The sequence below is a fragment of the Oscillospiraceae bacterium genome (assembly GCA_022483045.1).
Lineage (GTDB): Bacteria > Bacillota > Clostridia > Oscillospirales > Acutalibacteraceae > Caproicibacterium.
Window position 1 is genome coordinate 521,457 of record JAKVOA010000002.1, and the last position, 22,652, is coordinate 544,108.

Below are 22,652 nucleotides of genomic sequence, written 5' to 3' on the forward strand. Positions count from 1 at the left end.
CATGCTGCTATTTTATCTGATTGATGATTTCCTTTGTTTTTACCAAGTACTCTTTTGTTAAGCTGATATTTTCTTTTGCAAGGCCCAGATACAAGAGGTCTGTTATGGCAAGAGACGCATTTCTTGAAGCGATAGCGCCCAGACGCAGCTCACGCTCAGTGGTTGGAATATAAAGATTGATATCAGCGAGCTTACATAACGGCGTCTTGCTGAACTGTGTAATCGCGATTGTAGCGGCACCATGCTCTTTTGCGTATTTTACTGCGGTATTTACATCATGTGTTCTTCCGCCGTAACTGATAGCCAGAGCGGCATCCTTCGAGGTGATATGTGCTTCAGCGGCCAGCTGATTGTGAAAGTCGCTGTGATAAACCGCCCTGCGGTTAATGCGGGACAGCTTTTCCATAAAGTCCATACAGACAATACCGGAACCGCTAATGCCAAACAGATACACAGTATCGCAGTTCAGCAAAATATTTACGGCCTTTTCCAGGCTTTCAAAATTAATCAGTCGGTATGTCTGCTCTAAAAGCATGCTGCTTAAGTTCTTTGACTTTTGCACAACGACGTCCATAGAGTCGTTTTCTTTTATGACATCATCAAAATCCAAAACTTCTTTGCTGCTGTCTCTGGCGAGGTCTACTTTTAATGCCGTAAATCCCTTATATCCAATTTTATGGGAAAATCGAATCACTGCAGATGCAGAAACGCCGATGCGTTCGCCAAGAGTCTGCACAGAATTTTGAATCACTTCATTTTTGTTTTGAAGAATGTAATCTGCAATTTTCTTTTCTGTACTGGTATAGCTGCCCATACCGGTGCGGATTTTGTAAACACAACTCATTTATGCATCACCCCGATTTCAAGTAAATAAAACAGGAAATTATTCCGCAGTTAAAGAATGAATTGCTTTGGAAATATTTCCGCCGGCCTTTCTCAGTATTATATCACAATCTTCTTTAGAGCGGTGTGTAATTGTCATACAGATTGCGAGTTTTACATTAGAACCGCTTTTTTCGAGGTACTTGTCGGCTTCTTGATAGCAGCAGCCACTGCTTTCCATAATGATTTGTTTTGCGCGCTCAATGAGCTTTTCGTTGGTAGGTTGTACATCTACCATAAGATTATGATAAACCTTGCCATACTGAATCATTAAGGAAGTTGAAATCATATTTAAAATCATTTTTTGTGCAGTACCGGCTTTCATGCGAGTGGAACCTGTGATAACTTCTGGGCCAACGATCGCTTCGATTTTCACATCTGCATGGCTGGAAATGCGGGCATTTGTGACACAGCTGATGGCACCGGTGAGTGCGCCGATAGAATGGGCATAATCAAGACCACCAATGACATAAGGTGTTCTGCCGCTGGCAGCAAGACCGATAACGGTATCTTTATCGGTTAAGCCGGCATTCATCAGGTCTTTTGCTGCGAGGTCCATATCATCTTCTGCGCCCTCTTTTGCGGTTAAAAGAGCGCCATACCCCCCGGCAATCAATCCTTTTATCAGGTTTGGATCAACGCCATAGGTTGGCGGGCATTCACTGGCATCTAGGACACCAAGACGACCAGATGTGCCGGCACCAATGTAAATGACATGGCCGCCTTCGGCCATGTTGGGTGCAATACGGTCGATGAGTTCACTTATTTTGGGGAGGACTGTTTCAACTGCTCCTGCAACCTGCTGATCTTCATGGTTGATAACATGCAGAATCTGAATGGTATCCATGGTATCAATATCTCTGCTGTTTGGGTTTGACTGCTCTGTTTCCAGCGCATTTAAGTTAATTGGCATAGTTAAGGTCTCCTTTACCGTTGTCTGTTGTCTGCATTCTAAAAGCAGCATCGGAATTTGTAAAAAATCAAGATACGCTGCGTTTGTATTTCTTCTACTTCATTATAACAAAATAAAATATTATTTCAATATAATTATATAAAATAGTAAATAATATTTTTAAAATAGTGGGGAAAAAGAAAAGCATGAAGTAGAAACAGAGAAAATACGGAAATCTCAAACGAAAAATAAAGAAAAATATCTTTTGAAATAAGCAACTAATTTTTTAATGATTACGACATTATTTTATTTAATACAGAACTCAAAATGCATGAAAAAGATTAGATGCGTGGAAATGATTTCTAAAAAATAGGGCAAAAGCTTTATTTTCCACTGAATTATGATTTTACATAGCAGTATAGAGAAAAAACATGTTTTTGAGAAATTCGATATAATCGCTTCAATATTATTGAGGGCATATAAAATAAAGTTTTATAAATTTATCAAAAATTTGTGAAATAATATTGACAAAAGAAATTAACTAGTTATAATTATGGATATGAGCGAAAGGAAAAATTGACTAATTCGACAGAGAAAGAAGGAAGAAATTATGAATTATGAACAAACAGCTCAAAAGGTACTAACTGCAATTGGGGGGAAAGCAAATGTTGTGGCAAATATGACCTGCATGACACGGCTTCGGGTGAGTCTGCGTGATGCAAGCAAAGTCAATATGGACACCCTGAAAAAAATTGATGGGGTGCTTGGCGTTGTTCAGTCGGAGAATCTGCAGATCGTTTTTGGCCCGGGCGTAGTCAGAAAAGTCGGCGATGAATTTGCAAAGCTCACAGGACTAGCCTTGGGCGCAGACAACGCCGACAATACAACCGATGTTAAAGCAGTTGCAAAGGAAAACAAGGCAGCTAACAAGAAAAAACACGACGGACCGGTACAAAGATTTTTAAAGCACATTGCAAATGTCTTTATTCCTATCTTGCCCGGTATTATTGCTGCTGGTTTGATCAATGGTATTATTAATGTTATCAATGTCTCTACAAAGAATGCTTTTGCCGGAGTATGGTGGTATCAGACAATCCATGTAATAGGCTGGGCACTGTTCCTTTATCTGCCTATTTTTGTGGGCATGAATGCGGCAAAAGAGTTTCGTGGTTCCCCCATTCTTGGTGCACTGGCTGGTTCGTATTTCGTGGTTCACCCGCTGATGCCTTTGATTGCGAAAGCGGCCAGCGGCCAGCAGATCCTTCTTCCGCTGACGGGCAAGGTCTTTAACCCCGCCAACGGCGGCTTGATTTCCGCTCTGATTGCAGGAATCCTTTTTGCCTATTTGGAAAGAGGAATCCGGAAAATTATGCCGAATATCCTTGATACATTTTTCACACCGCTGTTAACAGTTGTTTTTGGCGGCCTGATTACAGTTATTGTACTGCAGCCTATCGGCACATGGCTTACAAACGGCATTTATTTTGTACTGGACTTTTTCTATAAAGACCTTGGTGCAGTTGGCGGATATCTGCTGTCTGCTGGTTTTCTGCCTATGGTTTCTGTTGGTCTTCATCAGGCACTTACACCTATCCATGCAATGCTGAATGATCCTGCCGGTCCTACAAAGGGCATTAACTACCTGCTGCCGATTTTGATGATGGCAGGCGGCGGCCAGGTCGGTGCAGGCATTGCTATTGCAATGAAGACAAAGAATAAGAAGCTGAAGAAGATGACGATGGATTCTCTTCCTGTAGGTGTCCTCGGTGTTGGTGAGCCCCTGATGTATGCAGTTACACTTCCTCTTGGCAGACCGTTTGTTACTGCTTGCCTTGGTGCAGGTGTCGGCGGCGTTTTGGCTTCTTTGTTCCACATTGGTACAGTTTCTCAGGGCGTTTCCGGCCTGTTTGGGCTTTTGATTGTTGTACCGGGACAGCAGCTGCAATATGTTATTTCAATCGCTGCAGCATATCTCTGCGGTTTCCTTCTGACATATTTCTTTGGTGTCGATGAAACGCGCATCAACGAAATTTATGGAGATAATGAAGACTAAAGTTTGCGGCAGTGCCAAAGACCAGAAAAATATCTGAAGCGCTTCAGCAAAAAAGTAGATGTGCAGAGCAGATAAAGGAGACTTGTATGAACGACTTTGGGATTTCTCTTTATTTAAGTACAGGAATTGAAAAAAACACGGAAATACTTCAAAAAGCACATGCCTCCGGCATTTGTCACGCATTTACATCTTTTCATATTCCAGAAGAGGACGCGCAGGACGCAGCCCGGCAGATTGCCCTTTTGCTGGCGGCTTGTAAGACATATCAAGTTTCACTGATGGCTGATGTTGGCCCTGAAACGCTGCAGAAACTGGGCATAAAAAGTTTTGCAGAGCTAAAAAAAACAGCCATTACATATTTGCGAATTGATTATGGATTTTCGCCAGCTGAAATTTACAGCTTGTCTCAAGATTTTCATTTGGTGTTTAATGCCAGTACCCTTTGTGAAACTGAAATAGCGGAGCTAGAGCGGCTTGGTACAGATTTTTCGCGCCTTTTTGCCTGCCATAACTTTTACCCGAAGCCGTTGACAGGTCTGTCCTTAGAGCGAATCCACAGCGTAAACGAGCGTCTGCATGCCTTTGGTATGCGGACAATGGCCTTTGTTTCGGGAGATCGGGAATTGCGTGGTCCCCTGCAAGAGGGGCTGCCTACAGCAGAGACACATAGAAACGGAAATGTCCTATACAATATGCTCCAGCTGATTAAAGACTGTGAGACAGATATCTGCTTTATTGGGGACATCGATGTCAGTGATTCTGTCTATCGGCAGATAAAGGAATTGAAAAATGGCTATGTTCGGTTAGATGTATCGCTTCTGCCTGCGTATAGATTCCTTGGCGATACAGTTCACCATGATCGTCCGGACTCCAGTGAGTATGTTATTCGTTCGCAAGAATCCAGACAGTACAAAGTGAAAGGAATGCGTTTTCCCAAAGAGCCGCTGCGGCCGCGAAAGGCCGGCAGCATTTCTGTGAGCAATGAAGCGTACCAGAGGTATGCTGGCGAAGTGGAGATAGCGCGAAAAGATTTGCCAGAAGAAGAGCGCGTCAATATCGTTGGACAGGTTGCAGAAGAATCCATGCAGTATCTGCCATATATAACAGACGGAATGGGCTTTCAATTAGAGGTAAAAACAGAGTGAATAAAAGAAGAAGGGAAGAATGAAAGTTGGCATTGTTTAGCAAAAAAGAGGAGAACATTTTTTTTGCTCCACAAAGTGGACAAATCGTTCCTTTGGAAGAAATACCGGATGAAGTGTTTTCTGGTAAAGTGCTAGGCGATGGGGCGGCGGTTATTCCAACACAGAATCGAGTCGTTGCTCCGGTATCCGGAGAAATTGTGCAGATAGCTGATACACTGCATGCAGTTTGTATGGAATCCGATGATGGTTTGGAAATTTTAATTCATATGGGCTTGGAAACTGTGAATTTGAAAGGGAAAGGGTTTACGTGCCATACGAAAGTCGGAAAGCATGTAAAGGCCGGTGAGCTTCTGATGGAAATGGACGTAAATTTCATGCGCAAAAACGGCTACAATCCGGTGACCCCCTGCTTGATTACGAATATGGATGCAATCAATGCACTGACGTGTGAAAAGGGACAATCGGAAGCCGGAAAGACAGAGCTTTTATCTTATCGGCTAAAATAATGGAAAGCACATCCGTTGGATATCAGAAAGAAGGATAAGGTTTGAAAATATTGGAGGCACCAGATTACGCTGGAATGAGCCGAAAAGCGGCGAATATTATTTCTGCGCAGGTTATTCTGTTCCCGAGAAGCGTGCTTGGTCTTGCAACGGGTTCTACACCGCTGGGCATTTACAAGCAGTTGATCGAATGGTATGACAAAGGCGATATCGACTTTTCAAATACGACAAGCGTGAATTTGGATGAGTACTGCGGCATTTCCCCGGACAATCCGAAAAGCTACCATTATTATATGAAACATAATTTTTTTGCTCATATCAATATAAAGCCGGAAAGGACACATATCCCAAACGGGCAGGCGAAAGACATTGAAACCGAGTGCCAAAACTATGACCATTTAATCAATGACCTAGGCGGCATTGACCTGCAGCTTTTGGGCATTGGGAATACAGGCCACATCGGTTTTAATGAGCCGGACGACAGCTTTGATAAAATGACACACCGCGTTGCGCTAAAAGAAAAAACCATCTCTGCCAATTCACGCTTTTTTGACAGCATTGAGGAAGTGCCAAAGTCGGCAGTCACAATGGGTATTAAGGCAATCATGCAGGCAAAAAAGATTCTATTGGTGGCAAGCGGCGAAAATAAGGCTGACGTGCTGGAAAAGGCACTGTTTGGTCCGGTTACGCCAGAGGTGCCGGCTTCCATTCTGCAGCTTCATCCTGATGTAACAGTTGTGGCAGACAGCGCGTCCATGCATCTTGTTCACTTAAAGCATCCGCTGGGAGAATAGCCCATGATTCTTAAAAATGCGAAAATTTTTGACAGCCGGTTTCATCTTATCCAGAAAGATATTTCTGTAGAAGAAGGAAAAATTAAAGAAATCGGTGACGATTTGCAGGACGGTCAGATTTGCAGCCTGACGGGCTGTATGATTGCGCCTGGATTTGTGGATATTCATATTCATGGCTGTGTCGGGGCAGATACAGGTGACAAAAAACGCAGTTCTCTGGTGGCAATGGCAAAACATTTGCAGGGGCTGGGAGTGACTTCTTTTTGTCCGACAACGATGACGACATCTACACAGGACATTTCTGAAGAAATCGAGAATGTGCGCGATTGTATGGATCACCCTACAGAAGGGGCGGCTATCTGCGGCGTGAATATGGAAGGCCCCTATATTTCACCGGAACGCTGTGGCGCCCAAAAGGATATTTTTATCCGCAAACCAGACTGGAAAGAGTTTGAAAAACTGTACCGGGAAACAGGAAAAATCATCAAGCTGGTCGATATTGCACCCGAAAGAGAGGGCGGCAAAGAGTTTATTCAAAAGGTTAGCCCCTACTGCTGTGTTTCCCTTGCGCATACAAATGCGGATTACGAGATGGCTTCTTGGGCCTTTCAGCATGGCATTTCTCATGTAACGCATTTGTTTAATGCAATGCAGGGAATGCAACATAGAGCTCCCGGTGCTGTAGGTGCTGTATTCGATGCCCCAAATGTAAAAGCAGAGATTATTTGCGATGGATTTCATATTCATCCTGCTGTGCTGCGTATCGCCTTTCGCATACTTGGCGAAGACCGTACCATTATCATCAGTGATTCTATGCGTGCAGCTGGTATGCCAGACGGCGAATCGGAACTTGGCGGCCAAAAGGTTTTTGTAAAGAACAGCCGGGCCTATTTGAAAGATGGAACCATTGCAGGGTCCACTACAAATATGCTGGAAGAGATACAAAATTTAATTCAATTTGGTGTTCCTGTCCGGCAGGTTATCAAGTCGGCTACTATCAATCCGGCAAAAGAAATTGGTTTAGATAAAACAATCGGCAGTATTGAAGAAGGCAAGCGGGCTGATTTTGCTGTTTTGTCAAATCATTTAGACCTTGTTGCTGTTATGCAGGCGGGCAGGATGATCTTTAACAAAGCGTGATAAGGCGGGAATTTTCCTGTCCTTTATAAAAGGAGAGAGCTACCTGCTAAAGCGGGGATAAAGGAAACCAAGACAATCAGAGCAAAAACAAAATGAAACGGGGGAAAATCGAGAATTATGAAGATAGTATTCAAAAAAGTTCTAAGTATGGTACTGTCAGTAGGAATTGCTGCGTCAACAGTGCCAATGGGCTTTTGTCTGAGTGCGCAGGCCGCAGATACAAAAACAGCCTATACGCTGCAGGAAAGCACTGCGCCGACAGGGCTGCAGGCAAATTTGACTTTTCCGGACTGGGCTGGCTATGTAGACGATACATTGATTATGAATAACAAGTATAGCTTTAAAGGGTATCGCGGCCAGGGCACCATGTACATTACGTGCAAAAACATAAAGAGTGCACGTTTCTTTATCAATGGACATGAAATGGATATTTCAACGGCTCTTAACAATAACGGGAAAACATACAAACTGGATATTTCTAATTATACAACAAATGGTACGAACAGCCTGCAGATAAATGATTTTAATCCCAGCACTGGCACCATTAATGTAAAAATTCCTTATCCAACCGTTATTTCTGGAAAAGCCGCCGATGTAAATGTCAGCCAAGATAACCTGAATTTGATTGATACATTGATCAACAATGACGTTAAGTATGGCTTTACCAGTGCAGAGCTGGCAGTTATAAAAGATGGTGTCATGATTAAAAATTCTGCCTATGGCTCTCTCAATTCCTACAACCAGGACGGAACCAAAAAGACGGATTCTCAGAAAGTTACGACAAACACACTTTATGACCTTGCTTCTAATACAAAGATGTATGCGACCAACTACGCTTTGCAGAAGCTGACCAGTGAAGGGAAAATCAGCATTAACGACAAAGTTACAAAGTATTTCCCGGAGTTTAAAGATGGCGCCAATGATCCCATTAAGGGGAAAGCGGACTTGACGCTGAAAGAAATTATGGAGCATCAGGCTGGTTTCCCGGCCGATCCGCAGTACTTTAATGATCATTATAACCAGACAACGCAGAAGACGGATCCGAATGTATCTAATACGCTGTTTTCACAGGACAAGGCAACAACCATAAAGAGAATTATGGCCACGCCGCTGACCTATGTACCCGGCACAAATACAAAATATTCTGATGTCGACTACATGCTGCTTGGTTTGATTGTCGAAAAAGTAACAGGCCAAAACCTTGATACCTATGTCGAAAATAATATTTATAAACCAATGGGCCTGAAGCGAATTATGTATAATCCGCTTCAAAAAGGTCTGGGGGTAAATGATTGTGCTGCAACGGAACTGAATGGTAATACTAGAGATGGCGCAGTCAACTTTGTCAATATTCGCAAGAACACGCTTCAGGGACAGGTGCACGATGAAAAAGCCTATTACTGCATGGGTGGTGTTTCTGGTCATGCAGGCCTGTTCTCTACCGCGGGAGACCTGGCAAAGCTCTGCCAAGTTATGCTCAACGGCGGTGGATACGGCGGCAGCAAATTCTTTGATAAAAACACGATTGCCCAGTTTACTAAGCGCAAAGATTCCAGCTCTGTATGGGGACTCGGCTGGTGGCGCGAAGGCGACCAGGGCCGGCCGTGGTATTTCGGCGTAGATTCATCGGAAAATACGATTGGCCATCAGGGCTGGACCGGTACTTTGACCATGATTGACCCTGACAAAAACTTGGTTATTGTCCTGCTGACCAACAAAATCAATTCTCCGGTTATCGATAAAAAGGCGAACCCCAATGATTTCGCAGGCAACAAGTTTACAACTGCAACACTGGGTACGATTCCGGAAATCGTTTATCAGGCAATTAACAATTACAGCGACAAAGCGGTAAATGCCAATATTGCAGCCATGGTTACAGAAAAGATGAAACTGTACAATGAGGAAAAGGGAGAATATGACCAGAAAGCGGTTCTTCAGGCTGTTTATCCTCTGGTAGATACTGCAATTAACAGAGCAGAAACCTGCACGAGCAAAGAAACCATTGACTATGCAAAGAGCTCTTTTGCACAGCTGCCGCAGGAAGCAGATCAAAAGATTTCTGCAGCTTTTGCAAAAAGGATTGCTGCACTGCACACCTTTAAGAGCGACACAAACCATGACCTTGTTGTAAATGATTCCTACACGTTCCGTATTACCAGTCTTGACGGTGAAGTTCCGGCAATGACCTTTGATAAAAAGAATGTATTTACCCAGCAGATGGTTAACCACAGCGGAAACGATTATTACATTAAAATCACGGCTGTCGGCAAAAAAGGAGACAGCTGCGGCATTTCTGTTAACGGTGAAAAAATGCTGACTGCAACAGTAGGCACAAATAATTCGCAGAATGGAAACGCTGCTGTGAAGTGCGATACGGACTATGCCTTCACTTTGCCGCAGGGCGAAGAGTACACTTACCGTTTTGAAGTCTCTGGTTCACAAAAGCAGAATTTGGCCATCTATCCGACAAACACATCTGTACTGCAGCCATTACGCTGCAAAAAGACGGTTGAAAAAGACCACGATGTTTACTATTACACGGTCAAAGCTGTTGGCGCAGCTGGGAGCAAAGCAGCGGTTTATACCCGCTTGCCCGGTCAGAAGAGTGTTACCCATGGCACTGCAATGATTAAGGCGGCCGCTGTAAAGTGCGATACAGATTATGCGTTTATTTTACCGTATGGCAAAGCATATACCTATCGCTTTGAAGTCTTAAGCGCACAGGGGCAGAATCTGGCGATTTTCCCGACCGATACGTCTGTTTTGCAGCCGGTACGCTGCCAAAAGACTGCAGAAAACGGCCATGATGTCTATTATTATACAATTAAAGCTGTTGGTACAGCTGGCAGCAAGGCAACAGTTTATACGCGCCTTCCGAATCAGCAGGCGGTGAAACACGGCGCAGCAACAGTAAAATAATCAAATTCATTTCGGCGGATAGCATAAAATGAATGGCACCTCATTTGTTAGACAGTATGATCTAACAGATGAGGTGATTTTTTATACCTAACAGGAAATCAAGCAGGCGCTGTACGCCAAAATTCAGAAAAGCGGCGTGTAAAAATGCCTGCTTTTTGTTTTCAGCTGCGCAGCATTTTTTGTGATTTCATAAATAAAGCGGGCAGAAGCTGTAAAGAATACTGGAAGCAGCGACAATGCAGTATAAAAAGGGGGATGCTGTGTGCATGGACAGAGAAACTTTTAAAGTAAAGGCGCAATAAAGTTAGTCATAATAGACAAATATAATCAATTAAATACGTTAAATATATTCCGTTGACAAGTACACAGCAATTCATTATACTTTGATTAGTGAATCGATTAACCTACAAAATATCTGAATAAAATAAAGATATTAAAGAAAAATTAGAGAAAATGTAGTGAATCGATTAAACAAATCATATTGCAATAGGCAATGGGAGGAATTCAAAATGAAAAGAGTCATATCGTTTCTGTTGGCTGCAGCCATGATGACAGGTGCATTCGCCGGATGCGGTCAGTCACAGTCAAGCTCGTCTTCTCAGGCAGCGGGTTCCACTGCAGCCTCAGCGGCAGCGTCTGAGAATGTTTCGGGTCAAAGCGTCACAATTACGACATGGAATGAACCGAGCAAAGACGATGCGCTCAACATGTACAAGCAGGCCGAAAAAGCGACCGGCGTGAAAGTCAATGTTACGGTTATTCCGGAAAGCGACTATTCTTCAAAACTTGGCCAGATGGTTTCCACAAAAGACACTTCAACCGACATTATGGTTGTCTGGGAAAATGACCTGAAAAATTTCGCCGAGGCAAAGGGCATTGTTTCTCTTGACAGCTATCTTCAGAAATCCACAATCAATACAAAAGACTTTATCCCGGCTGTTTCGCAGCTCTCCAGCGGCATGGGTGCAACCTATGGACTTCCCTGGTGCGCAGCTACTGAAATCCTTTACTACAACAAGGATATGTTTAAAGCGGCCGGCATTTCTCTGCCGACAAACAACTGGAAATATGATGACTTTAAAGCAGCAGCGAAAAAGCTGACAAAGAACGGCGTATACGGCTGTGCACTGCCAAATACGCAGACTTGGTGGGCAGGCGTTGGCGGAGCGGGCGACAAGATTTATGCCCCCTCCAATGGACAAATGGTCATCGGCAGCGGCGCAACTTCCTTTATTAAGGACTGCAAGGTAATGGTTGATGCGAAAGAAATGCCTGCACCTTCTTCTGACACAACAGACCTGTTTGCAGCCGGAAAAGCGGCAATGGCATGGCAGGGCAGCTGGAACATCGGCACGTATGCGGATAAACTCAAGTTTGATTGGGACATTGCTTCTCTTCCTACCAACAAAGTAAAGTACAACACCCTGCACACAGGCTTTTATACCATCAATGCCAACAGCAAAAAGCAGACAGCAGCATGGAAAGTCATTGAATACCTGATGAGTGAAGAGGGACAGACGATTAACTCTAAAGCAAGCGGCAACCCTTCTGCTTTAAAGACCATCGCAAATAAAGGCGCATGGAAAGTAGAGGCCGCCAAAAAGGTGACGAACTGGGATGCTATTACGGATTCACTGAATTCCGGCATTTTTGGCTATACCTGCCTGCCATCTGGTGTTACGAACAACGCGGTCAGCAAGTTTAACTCTTCACTGCTTGGGGAGATTACGCCGGCTGATGCAGTCAAGCAGGCTTCAGATTATGCGGCTGAAACCATCGGTTACTGATTCGTAAAAAACTGAGAATTTATAGTTCAGTGAAAAGATGCTTCCGAGCACCGCTCGGAAGCATTTTCTCAGAAAGGAGAGCATTATGCGGCGACAAAGATCAGACAGCAGGTCAGCGTATGTCTTTATTTTGCCGTGGCTCATCGGTTTCCTCTGCTTTACGCTGTTCCCCATCGTTTTCATGGTTCAGCAGAGCTTGACGAACCGAAAGCTCAATGGTGTATCAAAATTTATCGGTTTGGCAAACTACAAAAATATGTTTAAGAGTGCGGTCTTTTGGAACTCTTTTCGGGTAACGATTCTATTTACGGTAGTAATGGTTGTGGTAACGACCGTATGGGCTGTGATTTTGGCTCTGCTGCTCAACCGAAAACAGAAATTCAACAGTATCTTTCAGTTCTGCTACTTCCTGCCCTCTGTAGTACCTACAGTTGCGCTGGCCTATGCTTTTAGGACCATCTTTGGCAAGAATGCCGGCCTTTTCAACAACATTCTTTCGACCTTCATGGGGCATACTGTAGAAATAAACTGGCTTTATCAAAAGAACACCGTCTATTTTGTGGTATTCTTCATTACGCTGTTCACCTATGGCACCGGGCAGATGATGCTGATTTTCCGCTCCGGCTTGGCCGATGTTCCCCAGGAACTTTACGAAGCGAGCAGCCTGGACGGCGCCACTTTCCTGCAGAAGTTTTTTCATATTACACTGCCGATGATTTCTCCGCTCATTCTGTTTAATGCGGTCAGCGGCTGTGTAAGCGCACTGAACGGCTCTTTCGCATTGCTGTATCCTTTAACCAGTGAAAACGGCGACCCCAACGGAATGACCCAGGTGCTGAGTCTTTTGATTTACAAAGAAGCATTCAGTAATATGAAGGTTGGCTATGCCTGTGCTTTGTCTGTTGTGCTGTTCCTGGTTGCGGCTGCCTTTGGCGGGCTGATCTTTGGCATCTCTAAAAAGACAGTATATTATGAAGACTAAGTGGGTGAGATCATGAAATCTACTCGTACAAAGGCGCGTCTGTGTTCTTTCGGGCTTTATCTTTTAAAAATTCTTGTAGCACTGATTATGTTTACGCCGATTATCTGGATTTTGACGGGCGGCTTCAAGACTTTGACGGAATTCACAACGACTGCAAATCTGTTTCCGGCGCAGCCCACCCTGGAAAATTATCAATATATCTTTCAGCACAGCCATATCTGGCGGTATATGGGCAACACGTTTCTCTTGATGTTTGGCGCGACCATCGGCACACTGCTGTCCTCCGCTTTGGTAGCCTATCCTTTGGCAAGGATGGATTTTAAGGGGAAGAAACTGATTTTCTCTATTATTATTGCCACCATGCTAATTCCAAACATTGCGCTGATTATTCCGCAGTACATCATGTTTGGCAAAATCGGCTGGCTCGATTCTCTGCTGCCGATGATTATTCCGGCATGGTTTGCCTACCCGTACAATGTGTTCCTTTTCAGGCAGTTCTTCCGCTCTATTCCAAAAGAACTGGACGAAGCGGCCATTATTGATGGCTGCACCCGCCCGCAGGTCTTTTTCAAGGTGATTCTGCCCATCAGCAAACCGACAACCGTAACCATCGGCATTCTCTCCTGTGTGTTCTGGTGGAATGAATTGACACAGCCTGTCTTTTATATCAACAGCGACCAGTGGAGGACGATGACTATTGCATTGATGACCAGCTTCATGTATACTTCAGGTAATGCATTTGTTATAAATTGGGCGTCTATTATGGCTGCTTCCACCTTTATGCTCATTCCGCCAATGCTCCTTTACGCATTCGGTTCCAAGTACCTTGTGGGTGGAATTAAAACAAGCGGTCTGAAATAAACAAATGTAAAGAAAACCTTACCCGAAGGAGAAATCCTATATGACACTGAAAGAAATTGCAGAACGCGCCGGGGTTTCCACTGCGACGGTCTCTTATGTCTTAAACGGCTCGCCGAAAATAGGGGAAGAAACGCGCCGCCGAGTGGAAAAAATCATCAAGGAGGCGGGGTACCATTCCAATTTCCTTGCACAGGGGCTGCGCACGAACAAAACCTATCTTGTAGGTGTCATTGTAGAGGATATTACAGTTCGTCACATGCCCTATATTATCGACGGTATCAATGAGGCGGCAGACAAAACCAGCTATGAAATCCTGCTGAGCAATCTGCGTCTGCTCAGCAAAATTGAATCGCAGTTTGAGCACATCTCAAAATTTCAAAAAGATATCGATAAAGCGGTTGATACCCTGATGCACATGCAGGTGGACGGCATCATTTATGTCGGCATGCACGACCGCATGATTCGCGATGTCCTGCACGATGTTGACAAGCCGGTTGTGTACTGCTACTGCTATACATACGGCGAGGGTTCTTCTGTTGGCTACAGCAATGAAAAAGTCGCTTTTGAGCTGACCAATGAATTTATCCACAAAGGGCACCGCCGTTTTGGTATTATGAAAGGTGCAGAGTCATCAGAGCCCTGTCAGCTGCGTATGAAGGGCATCAAGACGGCACTGGATGAAGCGGGCGTTGTACTGGACCCCGCGGCAGTCAAAGTTGGCGACTGGCAGTACAGTACTGCAAAAAAGGCGGCAACAGAGCTTTTGCAGCAGAACGACAATCTGGACGCAGTGATTGCGATGAATGATGATATGGCTGTCGGCTGTATGGACGCTGCGCGAAAGCTCGGCATCTCTGTTCCGCAGGACCTTTCTCTGAGCGGATTCGATAACTCTGCCATCATTCAGTATGTGACACCGCGTATTACCACGGTAGACCGCCCCCTGCGCGAAATGGGCGCAAGGGCAATGGAACTTCTAATAGATAAAATGGAGAAAAAGACAAACGAAGATATCAATATTACACTGCCGTGCCGGATTATCGAGGGAGACTCGATTCGAGATATAAAGGACTGAAACCTATGGAATCACAACGTTTAACAAACATGAAGCTCTCAGATATTACGATTAACGACCCGTTTTGGAATCATTATATTGATTTGGTGGAAACCGTTATTCTGCCATTTCAGTGGAAACTGATTAACGACCAGGTAGAGGGCGCTGAAAAAAGTTACTGCATGCAGAATTTTCGAGTTGCGTGCGGCGATGAAAAAGGCGGGCACAGCGGAACGGTGTTTCAGGATACGGACGTTGCCAAATGGCTGGAGGCAGTGGCCTATACCATTGCCAAAAAGCCAAACAGCCAGCTGGAAAAGCTGGCAGACAGTGCAGTAGACCTTATCAGCAGAGCACAGTGCCCCGACGGCTATTTGGATACGTACTATATCATTACAAAAAAGAAGCGCTGGTCGGATCTTTACGAGGGACATGAACTATACACAGCCGGCCATATGATAGAGGCAGCGGTTGCCTATTATGAGGCGACCGGAAAGCGGAAGCTTTTGGATACTGTCTGCCGGCTGGCAGACTGCATCTGCAGGACCTTTGGCACGGAAAAAGGCAGGCTGCACGGCTACCCGGGCCACCCGGAAATTGAGCTTGCGCTGGTGCGGTTGTACCGGGTCACCAAGGAAAAGCGCTATCTTGATTTAGCCGATTATTTTATTCACGAAAGAGGCAGAAAGCCCTGCTGGTTTTTGGGCGAAGACTGCAGAAAGAGCGGAGATTATATTTTCCGTGAGTTTGCTGATTTCGGCCTGGACTACATGATGGCGCAGAAGCCGCTGCAGGAGCAGACAACAGCAGAGGGACATGCGGTCCGTGCGGTTTACCTGATGAGCGGCATGGCAGACGTCGCTTATGAAACGCGGGACAGCAAGCTGCTGAAGCAATGCGAGACTTTGTGGGACAACATTACCCAAAAGCGCATGTACATCACAGGCAGTATCGGATCGGCGGCCTATGGGGAGCGCTTTACTTGTGACTATGACCTGCCGAATAATACAAATTACTCAGAATCCTGTGCGACGATTGGACTTGCGCAGTTTTCCAACCGAATGTTTCAAATTACGCATAGCGGGAAGTACATGGATACCGTAGAGCAGGCCTTTTACAATACTCTGCTCGCCGGCATTGCCCTTGACGGCAAGCATTTCTTTTATGTAAATCCGCTGGAAGTTACCCCGGAAGTAGCAGAACACAACCCGACCATGAGGCACATTAAGACCGTGCGGCAGCAATGGTTTGGTGTGGCGTGCTGTCCCCCAAATATCGCGCGCACGCTTGCTTCCCTGAGCAACTATATTTATGCGTACAACGAAGATACACTTTATGTAAATCTATTTATCCAAAGCGAAGTAAAGGCAGCGGGCCGCCGGTTTCGCCTTTCTGCAGATTACCCGGCAAGCGGAAAAATTGAGATTACAGCCGAAGATGCGGGCAGCGGGCCGTTTTGCCTAGCGGTGCGCAAGCCCGGCTATGTGCAGAAGTACCAAGTGCTGCTCAACGGCAGAGAGTGCACCTGTCAGGAACGGGACGGCTGCATTTATACGGTACACAGCTGGCAAAAAGGCGATGTGCTGTCTGTTGATTTTGATGTTCCTTTCCGCTTCGTTTACTGCAATCCACAGTGCGGCGACAACATCGGCAAAACAGCGTTAATGAAAGGGCCGGTTGCCTACTGCTTGGAAGAAGCAGACAATGGCCGGCACTTGGCGGGGGTCTATGCGGATACCCAAAAGCCAGTGAAGAAAACGGTTGTGCCGGACATTCCAAAAGAAGCAGAAGGTGCCATTTTCAGCGGGAAAAGAGCCGCTGTGTCAGAGGCTGAAAATCAGCCTCTCTATGGTTCGGAAAAGCCAGCGTATCAGGACTGTACCTTGACGGCTGTTCCGTATGCGCTTTGGAATAACCGCGGAAAAGGGGAAATGCGTGTATGGCTCAATGACCTGCACCCGAATCGGTAGCCCCCAGCTATAAAGCATCAGACTGTAAAAAACACTTCCGGCCGCTGCAGCGTGCTGCCGCGGAACGGTACAAAAATATGCTCCCTTGATAGGTGACAGTGACAGCAAGCACTGCTGACTAGGAAGGGAGCATTTCTGCGACTGCTTTTCTGTCTGTTTCCCATGTCCTTTCTCATAAAATCTCGCTCAAGGTATTGTTTTTCTGGGCAGTGCTGCTCTTTGTGTTGCAGTGTAGAGCAGCTGTCCCTTTCCTATCTACAACTCAAACAAAAAAATGACTTTACAGAAAGACACGGACTGCCGCGGGAATATACACCGTGACAGTCCGTATCTAATTCATACAGCTGCTTTCCAAAGGCCGTGCAGGTTACAGTAAGCATAGGCTGCAACGGGCGCATCGTCTTCAGTAAGCAGAAAAGCAGCTTCCGGGGCATCGCCTGGCTGCAGAGCTTTGCGCTGCAGACCTTTTTTGGTCTCCAGAGCAATCCACTGAATGTAGTGCTTTTCAAGCATGGGGTGGGCTGTGCTGCCGACAGACACGGTCACTTTTCCGCCTGCTGTGCGGATGACAGGAACGTGCTTTTCCACAGCGGCATCTGTTGTATTTGGCTCAAGCTTTTTCATCTTTTGTCCGCAGCACGTCAGCGGCGTACCTTTGTTTACGACATAAGTTACAATATTTCCGCAGCGTTCACAAATGTAAAAATCCATAGCTGACATCCTTTCTGTTTTGTAAAAATATTGATGATAGAGATTCTTTGTACAGTATAAATAAAAATATAGAAAAAATCAATGAAAAATCAGAAAATAAGTTAAAAAATATTGTGAATGGGTTACAGACAGCTGTAGACTTTGACAGCATCTTTGATATGGGCGCCGTTTGCTACAGCATGCGCGGTGACAAGAATGTACTCTTTTCCGTTTATATTAGCGAGGCTGGCAAGGCAGTGCCCCGCTTTGTTGGTGTAGCCGGTTTTGCCGCCCAGGATTTTTCCATTGGGAAGGGCAGTGCTGTATTTGCTGCCGAAGAGTGTGCTAGTGAGTGTTATGCTTTTTGACTGGCTGGTGCCGAGGGAATCTGTTGTGTGTGAATGTGCTGTAAAGATTTTGCGAAATGTAGAGTCCTGCAGAGCGTAGTCCAGCAGTAGGGCAATGTCTTTTGCGGTGGAGTAGTGTTTGGCGTTGGGCAGGCCGGTTGAGTTGGCAAAGTGTGTGCTGGTCATGCCGATCTTTTTCGCCTGCTGGTTCATTAAGTCGGCAAAGTTTGTCTCAGAGCCGGCCACGTCGCGTGCGAGGGCGATACAGCATTCGCCGCCGCTTGGCAGCAGGGCACCGTACATCAGGTCAATGGCTTTTATTCGTTGGCCAGACTGGAAGCCAGCCAGAGAAGCGTCCTGCTTTTGGGCATACGCCAAAATATCACTGGTCATTTCGATTCTGTGGTTTAAAAAGGGCATTTTCTGCAGAGCAACCAGTACTGTCATGATTTTTGTCATAGAAGCAGGGTAAATGCGCTGTGTGCTGTTTTTGTCCATTAGAATTTGTCCGTCCTGCCGGCGCACCAAGACAGCATAGCTGCTGGTGAGTCCTTTTGCAGAAACCTGCCCGCTGCTCGTTTGGGAGAAAGAGACAGAAGACAGGTGACTGCGCTGCTGACAGACAAAAAGCGGCAGGAAGATCTGCCAGACCAGCACAATGATTAAAAGAAGAATGAGGAGACCAGCCAGCAGGCGGTGCCTTTTGTGCGGGCGCCGGCGCCTGCCTGCCGGCCGGTGTGCCGGCGGCGCTCTTCGGCTGTCTGCATAGCGGACAGAAGAACGTCTTTGCTGCATAATGTACGACCTTTCGTGCAAAATCAATTCTTTTATGTGTCTTTTCCTGTTGTATTGTAACATGGAGAGAATTGTGTGTAAAGCTTATGTGCTTTCCATTTCCCAGTCCCATTTCCGTATACAGAAAGCCCCCAGCAACCGCCGGGGGCAGGCAATCAAATATAGGCGGATACAGAAATTTACAAAAGCAGGTTTCTTCGCAAAGGTTAGATGACCTTGTGGGAGAGCCATTTGCGGCTGTGAAAACGCAGCGCAAAGAAGATGCCGCGCACGGTCCAGTCGGTAAACATGCCGATCCAGACAGCAAGCGGCCCCATGTGGAATGTCCGGACCAGGAAAATGCAGAGGGCCACGCGGCATACCCACATGCTGATACAGGAAACAATCATGGAAAAACGGACATCTCCGGCTGCGCGCATCCCATAAGCCGGAATAAATGCCCAAATCCAGACAATCGGCTTTACGATGGTAATGTAAGTTGTAAGGCGGTAACACAGCGCTGCACTGCTGCTTTCCATGTGGCCGATGCCGGTGATAACCGGAGTTAAAACCCAGAAAAGCAGACAGCCCGCCGCCAAGACGATTTCAGCAAACCAAGACAGCCGCTTGATGGACTGCACAGCTTCTTTTTTGTGCCCGGCGCCCAGGCATTCCCCGACCACTGTCATCATTCCAATCCCTACACCGGAAGCGGCAATGCCACTCAGGTTTTCAATGGTGTTGGTCATGGCCTGCGCAGCAATGGCAACCGTGCCCATGGTCGAAACAGTGGACTGTACAGCGAGCTTGCCAAATTGAAACATGCTGTTTTCGATGCCGGAGGGAACGCCAATCCGCAGGATTCGCTTAATAATCGGAAAGTCGGGGCGAATGCGCAGGTAATTCCGTACCGAAACAAGCAGGTTTTCATTGCGCAGAAACAGCAGGATAAAAATGGCCCCGAATATTCTGGAAACCAGTGTTGGCACTGCGCAGCCGGCAACGCCCTGATGCAGCACAAAAATGCCTACCGCATTTCCAGCAATATTCATCATGTTGGAAAGAACGGCCGCGACAAGCGGCAGCCGTGTGTTTGCCTGCGAGCGAAACACAGCCGAGCCAGAGTCATAAAGCGCAATAAACGGATAGGAAAGCGCTGTATAGAAAAAATACGTTTGCGCGTCTGCCATGATTTTTTCGTCTACCTGACCGAAAAGAAAGGACAGCAGCGGCGCTCTGACAGACATTAAAATAACTGTCAGCAAAAGAGAAATAAACAAAACAGAGAGCAAAAGCTGGCGCGCTGCGTGCTTTGCGTCTTCATAGCGTTCGCTGCCCACGTAGTGAGAGCAGACAATGGCACCGCCCGTGGTAAGGGCAGCAAATGCCTGTATCACCAGGGTGTTGAGGGAATCAACAAGCGAAACGGCCGAAATGGCTTCTGACCCGACATTGCTGACCATAATCGTGTCGACAGTGCCCATTAAAGCAGTTAAAATCTGCTCTGCCATCACGGGAATCAGCAGCCGCAGCAGACTTTTCCTACTGAAAAGAGGCGGGCTTTCCTGTACAGTATCTTTCACTTTATTCAAATACTCCTGTATGATGTATTTCAAAAAAGGACTTTGTCGAGTATACCATTCTGTACCCGAAAGTGCAACTTTGCGGGGTGTAAGCGGCCGAAAATCATTTTCAGCAGAACAATTCTGTTTAAGGCGGCGGAGAAAAGTACCTGAACCTGCTGCAGACAGGGGTGGCAGGGCTTTTTCACACCATAAAGAACAGGCTGCCCATTCCCCACAAAGGAGAACAGAGCAGCCTGTCCGTTTTTTGCATGATACAATTACAGCGAAACCTTACTTTTTGCAGGCTTCATAAACTGCAACTGCGCAGGCAACAGTAGCACCAACCATCGGGTTGTTGCCCATGCCGATCAGACCCATCATCTCAACGTGCGCAGGCACAGAGGAGGAACCGGCAAACTGTGCATCGCTGTGCATACGGCCCATGGAGTCAGTCAGACCATAGGAAGCAGGGCCGGCGCCCATGTTGTCGGGATGCAGGGTACGGCCTGTGCCGCCGCCGGAAGCAACGGAGAAATACGGGCGCTTGTTCTCAATGCACCACTTCTTGTAAGTGCCCGCTACCAGATGCTGGAAGCGGACCGGGTTTGTGGAGTTGCCGGTAATGGAAACATCCACGCCCTCTTCACGCATAATGGCTACGCCTTCCTGTACGTCGTTTGCGCCATAGCACTTAATGGCGGCGCGGTCGCCCTCAGAGAAAGGAATCGTCTTTACGATATTCAGCTTCTCATTAAAGAAGTCATAGTCTGTCTGTACATAAGTAAAGCCGTTGATACGGGAAATAATGTAAGCGGCATCTTTGCCCAGGCCGTTCAGAATAACGCGCAGCGGCTCTTTGCGGGCACGGTTTGCAGTGCGGGCAATGCCGATAGCGCCCTCAGCGGCGGCGAAGCTTTCGTGGCCGGCCAAGAAAGCGAAACACTTGGTTTCGTCGTGCAGCAGACGTGCACCCAGATTGCCATGGCCAATACCGACCTGGCGGTGCTCAGCGACAGAGCCGGGTACACAGAAAGCCTGCAGGCCGACACCGATTTTTTCGCTTGCTTCAGAGGCAGAGGTAACGCCGGTCTTAAGACCCAGCGCAGTGCCCAGAATGTAGGCCCACACAGCGTTATCAAAAGCGATAGGCTGTACGCCCTTTACAATTTTCTCAACGTCAATGCCTTTTGAAAGGCACAGGTCGCGTGCGTCTTCCAGGCTGCCAAGGTCATATTTTTTCAGGAATGCCTCGATTTTCGGCATTCTTCTTTCTTTACCTTCAAAAATGACATCATTTGCCATTGTCTTGAATCCTCCTTTTATGTTTCTTATTCTTCGCGGGGGTCAATGTACTTGGCAGCACCGTCAAAGCGGCCGTACTGGCCAACGTTCTTTTTATAGGCCTCGTCCGGGGAAACACCATGGCGGATGTCATCCATCATCTTGCCGAGTTTTACGAACTGATAGCCGATGACTTCATCGTTGTCATCCAAAGCCATTTTCAGCACATAGCCCTCGGTCATTTCCATGTAACGCACGCCTTTGGCCTCGGTGCTGTACATGGTGCCTACCATGCTGCGCAGGCCCTTGCCCAGGTCTTCCAGACCAGCGCCGATCGGCAGACCACCCTCGGAGAAAGCAGTCTGGCTGCGGCCGTAAACGATTTGTTTAAAGAGCTCGCGCATGGCTACGTTGATTGCGTCACACACAAGGTCTGTATTCAGGCACTCCAAAATGGTTTTGCCTGGCAGAATCTCTGCGGCCATAGCGGCAGAGTGTGTCATGCCGGAGCAGCCAATGGTTTCTACCAATGCTTCTTTTACAACGCCGTCTTTTATGTTCAGCGTCAGCTTGCAGGCACCCTGCTGCGGGGCACACCAGCCGACACCATGTGTCAGGCCGGAAATGTCTTTGATATCATAAGCCTTTACCCATTTGCCTTCCTCGGGGATGGGAGCCGGGCCGTGCTTAGGGCCTTTCGTGACTGTGCACATTTTTTCCACTTCTGCGGAATAGTTCATAGCGGTACTCCTTTCGATTTCAAGTCCTTGGTTTCGCTGAATACACAGGGCCTGCATCTGCTGCAGAGACCCCAACCAATGATGTCTATATTATAGGGCAAGTGCGGAAAAATCGCAACCGAATTTGCGAAAAAAGCAAGTCCCGCAAAAGCCTGAAAATAACGCCTAAAGCCGCCTTTGGTAGCACCTATTTTCTTAAAAACAAGATGTCTAAGAAAGGAAACTACTAGAAAATTTGAAATTTTGCTAAAATATTAAAATAGAAATAAAATA

The 22,652-nt window shown here is 46.4% G+C and carries 18 protein-coding genes; 11 read left to right on the forward strand and 7 right to left on the reverse strand.

All coding sequences use genetic code 11. The features are described from left to right. Positions 1-7: 7 nt before the first annotated feature. Together LKE53_11360 and murQ are read right to left on the reverse strand one after the other, a co-directional pair. Positions 8-844, reverse strand: a complete 837-nt coding sequence (locus LKE53_11360) for a MurR/RpiR family transcriptional regulator (GenBank protein ID MCH3973332.1) — start codon at positions 842-844, stop codon at positions 8-10. A 39-nt stretch (positions 845-883) separates the two neighbouring features. After that, positions 884-1,795, reverse strand: coding sequence for an N-acetylmuramic acid 6-phosphate etherase (gene murQ / locus LKE53_11365; protein MCH3973333.1), 912 nt, complete (start codon positions 1,793-1,795; stop codon positions 884-886). Between the two features lie 589 nt (positions 1,796-2,384). Between murQ and LKE53_11370 the strand changes: the two genes are divergently transcribed. From LKE53_11370 to LKE53_11420, 11 genes are all read left to right on the forward strand, one after another. Further along, a complete protein-coding gene (locus tag LKE53_11370; protein MCH3973334.1) occupies positions 2,385-3,827 on the forward strand; it encodes a PTS transporter subunit EIIC in 1,443 nt (480 codons plus the stop codon). A gap of 86 nt (positions 3,828-3,913) precedes the next feature. Beyond that, positions 3,914-4,972, forward strand: a complete 1,059-nt coding sequence (locus tag LKE53_11375; protein MCH3973335.1) for a MupG family TIM beta-alpha barrel fold protein — start codon at positions 3,914-3,916, stop codon at positions 4,970-4,972. 32 nt (positions 4,973-5,004) lie between these two features. After that, positions 5,005-5,478, forward strand: coding sequence for a PTS glucose transporter subunit IIA (locus LKE53_11380; GenBank protein MCH3973336.1), 474 nt, complete (start codon positions 5,005-5,007; stop codon positions 5,476-5,478). Positions 5,479-5,519: 41 nt separating this feature from the next. Beyond that, on the forward strand, positions 5,520-6,269 hold the full coding sequence (gene nagB, locus LKE53_11385) for a glucosamine-6-phosphate deaminase (GenBank protein ID MCH3973337.1): 750 nt from the start codon (positions 5,520-5,522) through the stop codon (positions 6,267-6,269). Positions 6,270-6,272: 3 nt separating this feature from the next. Beyond that, a complete protein-coding gene (gene nagA, locus LKE53_11390; GenBank protein MCH3973338.1) occupies positions 6,273-7,409 on the forward strand; it encodes an N-acetylglucosamine-6-phosphate deacetylase in 1,137 nt (378 codons plus the stop codon). 147 nt (positions 7,410-7,556) lie between these two features. Then, positions 7,557-10,328: a penicillin binding protein PBP4B gene (gene pbp4b / locus LKE53_11395; protein MCH3973339.1), complete on the forward strand. Its 2,772-nt coding sequence runs from the start codon at positions 7,557-7,559 to the stop codon at positions 10,326-10,328. Positions 10,329-10,837: 509 nt separating this feature from the next. Continuing rightward, positions 10,838-12,115, forward strand: coding sequence for a sugar ABC transporter substrate-binding protein (locus LKE53_11400; protein ID MCH3973340.1), 1,278 nt, complete (start codon positions 10,838-10,840; stop codon positions 12,113-12,115). Positions 12,116-12,200: 85 nt separating this feature from the next. Then, complete coding sequence (locus LKE53_11405; protein MCH3973341.1) at positions 12,201-13,097, forward strand: sugar ABC transporter permease; 897 nt, start codon at positions 12,201-12,203, stop codon at positions 13,095-13,097. A gap of 12 nt (positions 13,098-13,109) precedes the next feature. Continuing rightward, positions 13,110-13,958: a carbohydrate ABC transporter permease gene (locus LKE53_11410; protein MCH3973342.1), complete on the forward strand. Its 849-nt coding sequence runs from the start codon at positions 13,110-13,112 to the stop codon at positions 13,956-13,958. Positions 13,959-13,998: 40 nt separating this feature from the next. Beyond that, entirely contained in the window at positions 13,999-15,033 is a 1,035-nt protein-coding gene (locus LKE53_11415) for a LacI family transcriptional regulator (protein MCH3973343.1), read from the forward strand. A 5-nt stretch (positions 15,034-15,038) separates the two neighbouring features. Continuing rightward, positions 15,039-16,982, forward strand: coding sequence for a glycoside hydrolase family 127 protein (locus LKE53_11420; protein ID MCH3973344.1), 1,944 nt, complete (start codon positions 15,039-15,041; stop codon positions 16,980-16,982). A 336-nt stretch (positions 16,983-17,318) separates the two neighbouring features. Here the strand turns inward: LKE53_11420 and LKE53_11425 are convergent, their stop codons facing one another. The 5 genes from LKE53_11425 to LKE53_11445 form a co-directional block, all read right to left on the reverse strand. Then, entirely contained in the window at positions 17,319-17,693 is a 375-nt protein-coding gene (locus LKE53_11425; protein MCH3973345.1) for a desulfoferrodoxin, read from the reverse strand. A gap of 122 nt (positions 17,694-17,815) precedes the next feature. After that, positions 17,816-18,814: a serine hydrolase gene (locus tag LKE53_11430; protein MCH3973346.1), complete on the reverse strand. Its 999-nt coding sequence runs from the start codon at positions 18,812-18,814 to the stop codon at positions 17,816-17,818. Positions 18,815-19,020: 206 nt separating this feature from the next. Beyond that, positions 19,021-20,376, reverse strand: coding sequence for an MATE family efflux transporter (locus LKE53_11435; protein MCH3973347.1), 1,356 nt, complete (start codon positions 20,374-20,376; stop codon positions 19,021-19,023). A gap of 273 nt (positions 20,377-20,649) precedes the next feature. Then, positions 20,650-21,660: a GGGtGRT protein gene (locus LKE53_11440; GenBank protein ID MCH3973348.1), complete on the reverse strand. Its 1,011-nt coding sequence runs from the start codon at positions 21,658-21,660 to the stop codon at positions 20,650-20,652. 26 nt (positions 21,661-21,686) lie between these two features. Continuing rightward, positions 21,687-22,379, reverse strand: coding sequence for a hypothetical protein (locus LKE53_11445; GenBank protein ID MCH3973349.1), 693 nt, complete (start codon positions 22,377-22,379; stop codon positions 21,687-21,689). Positions 22,380-22,652 lie beyond the last annotated feature (273 nt).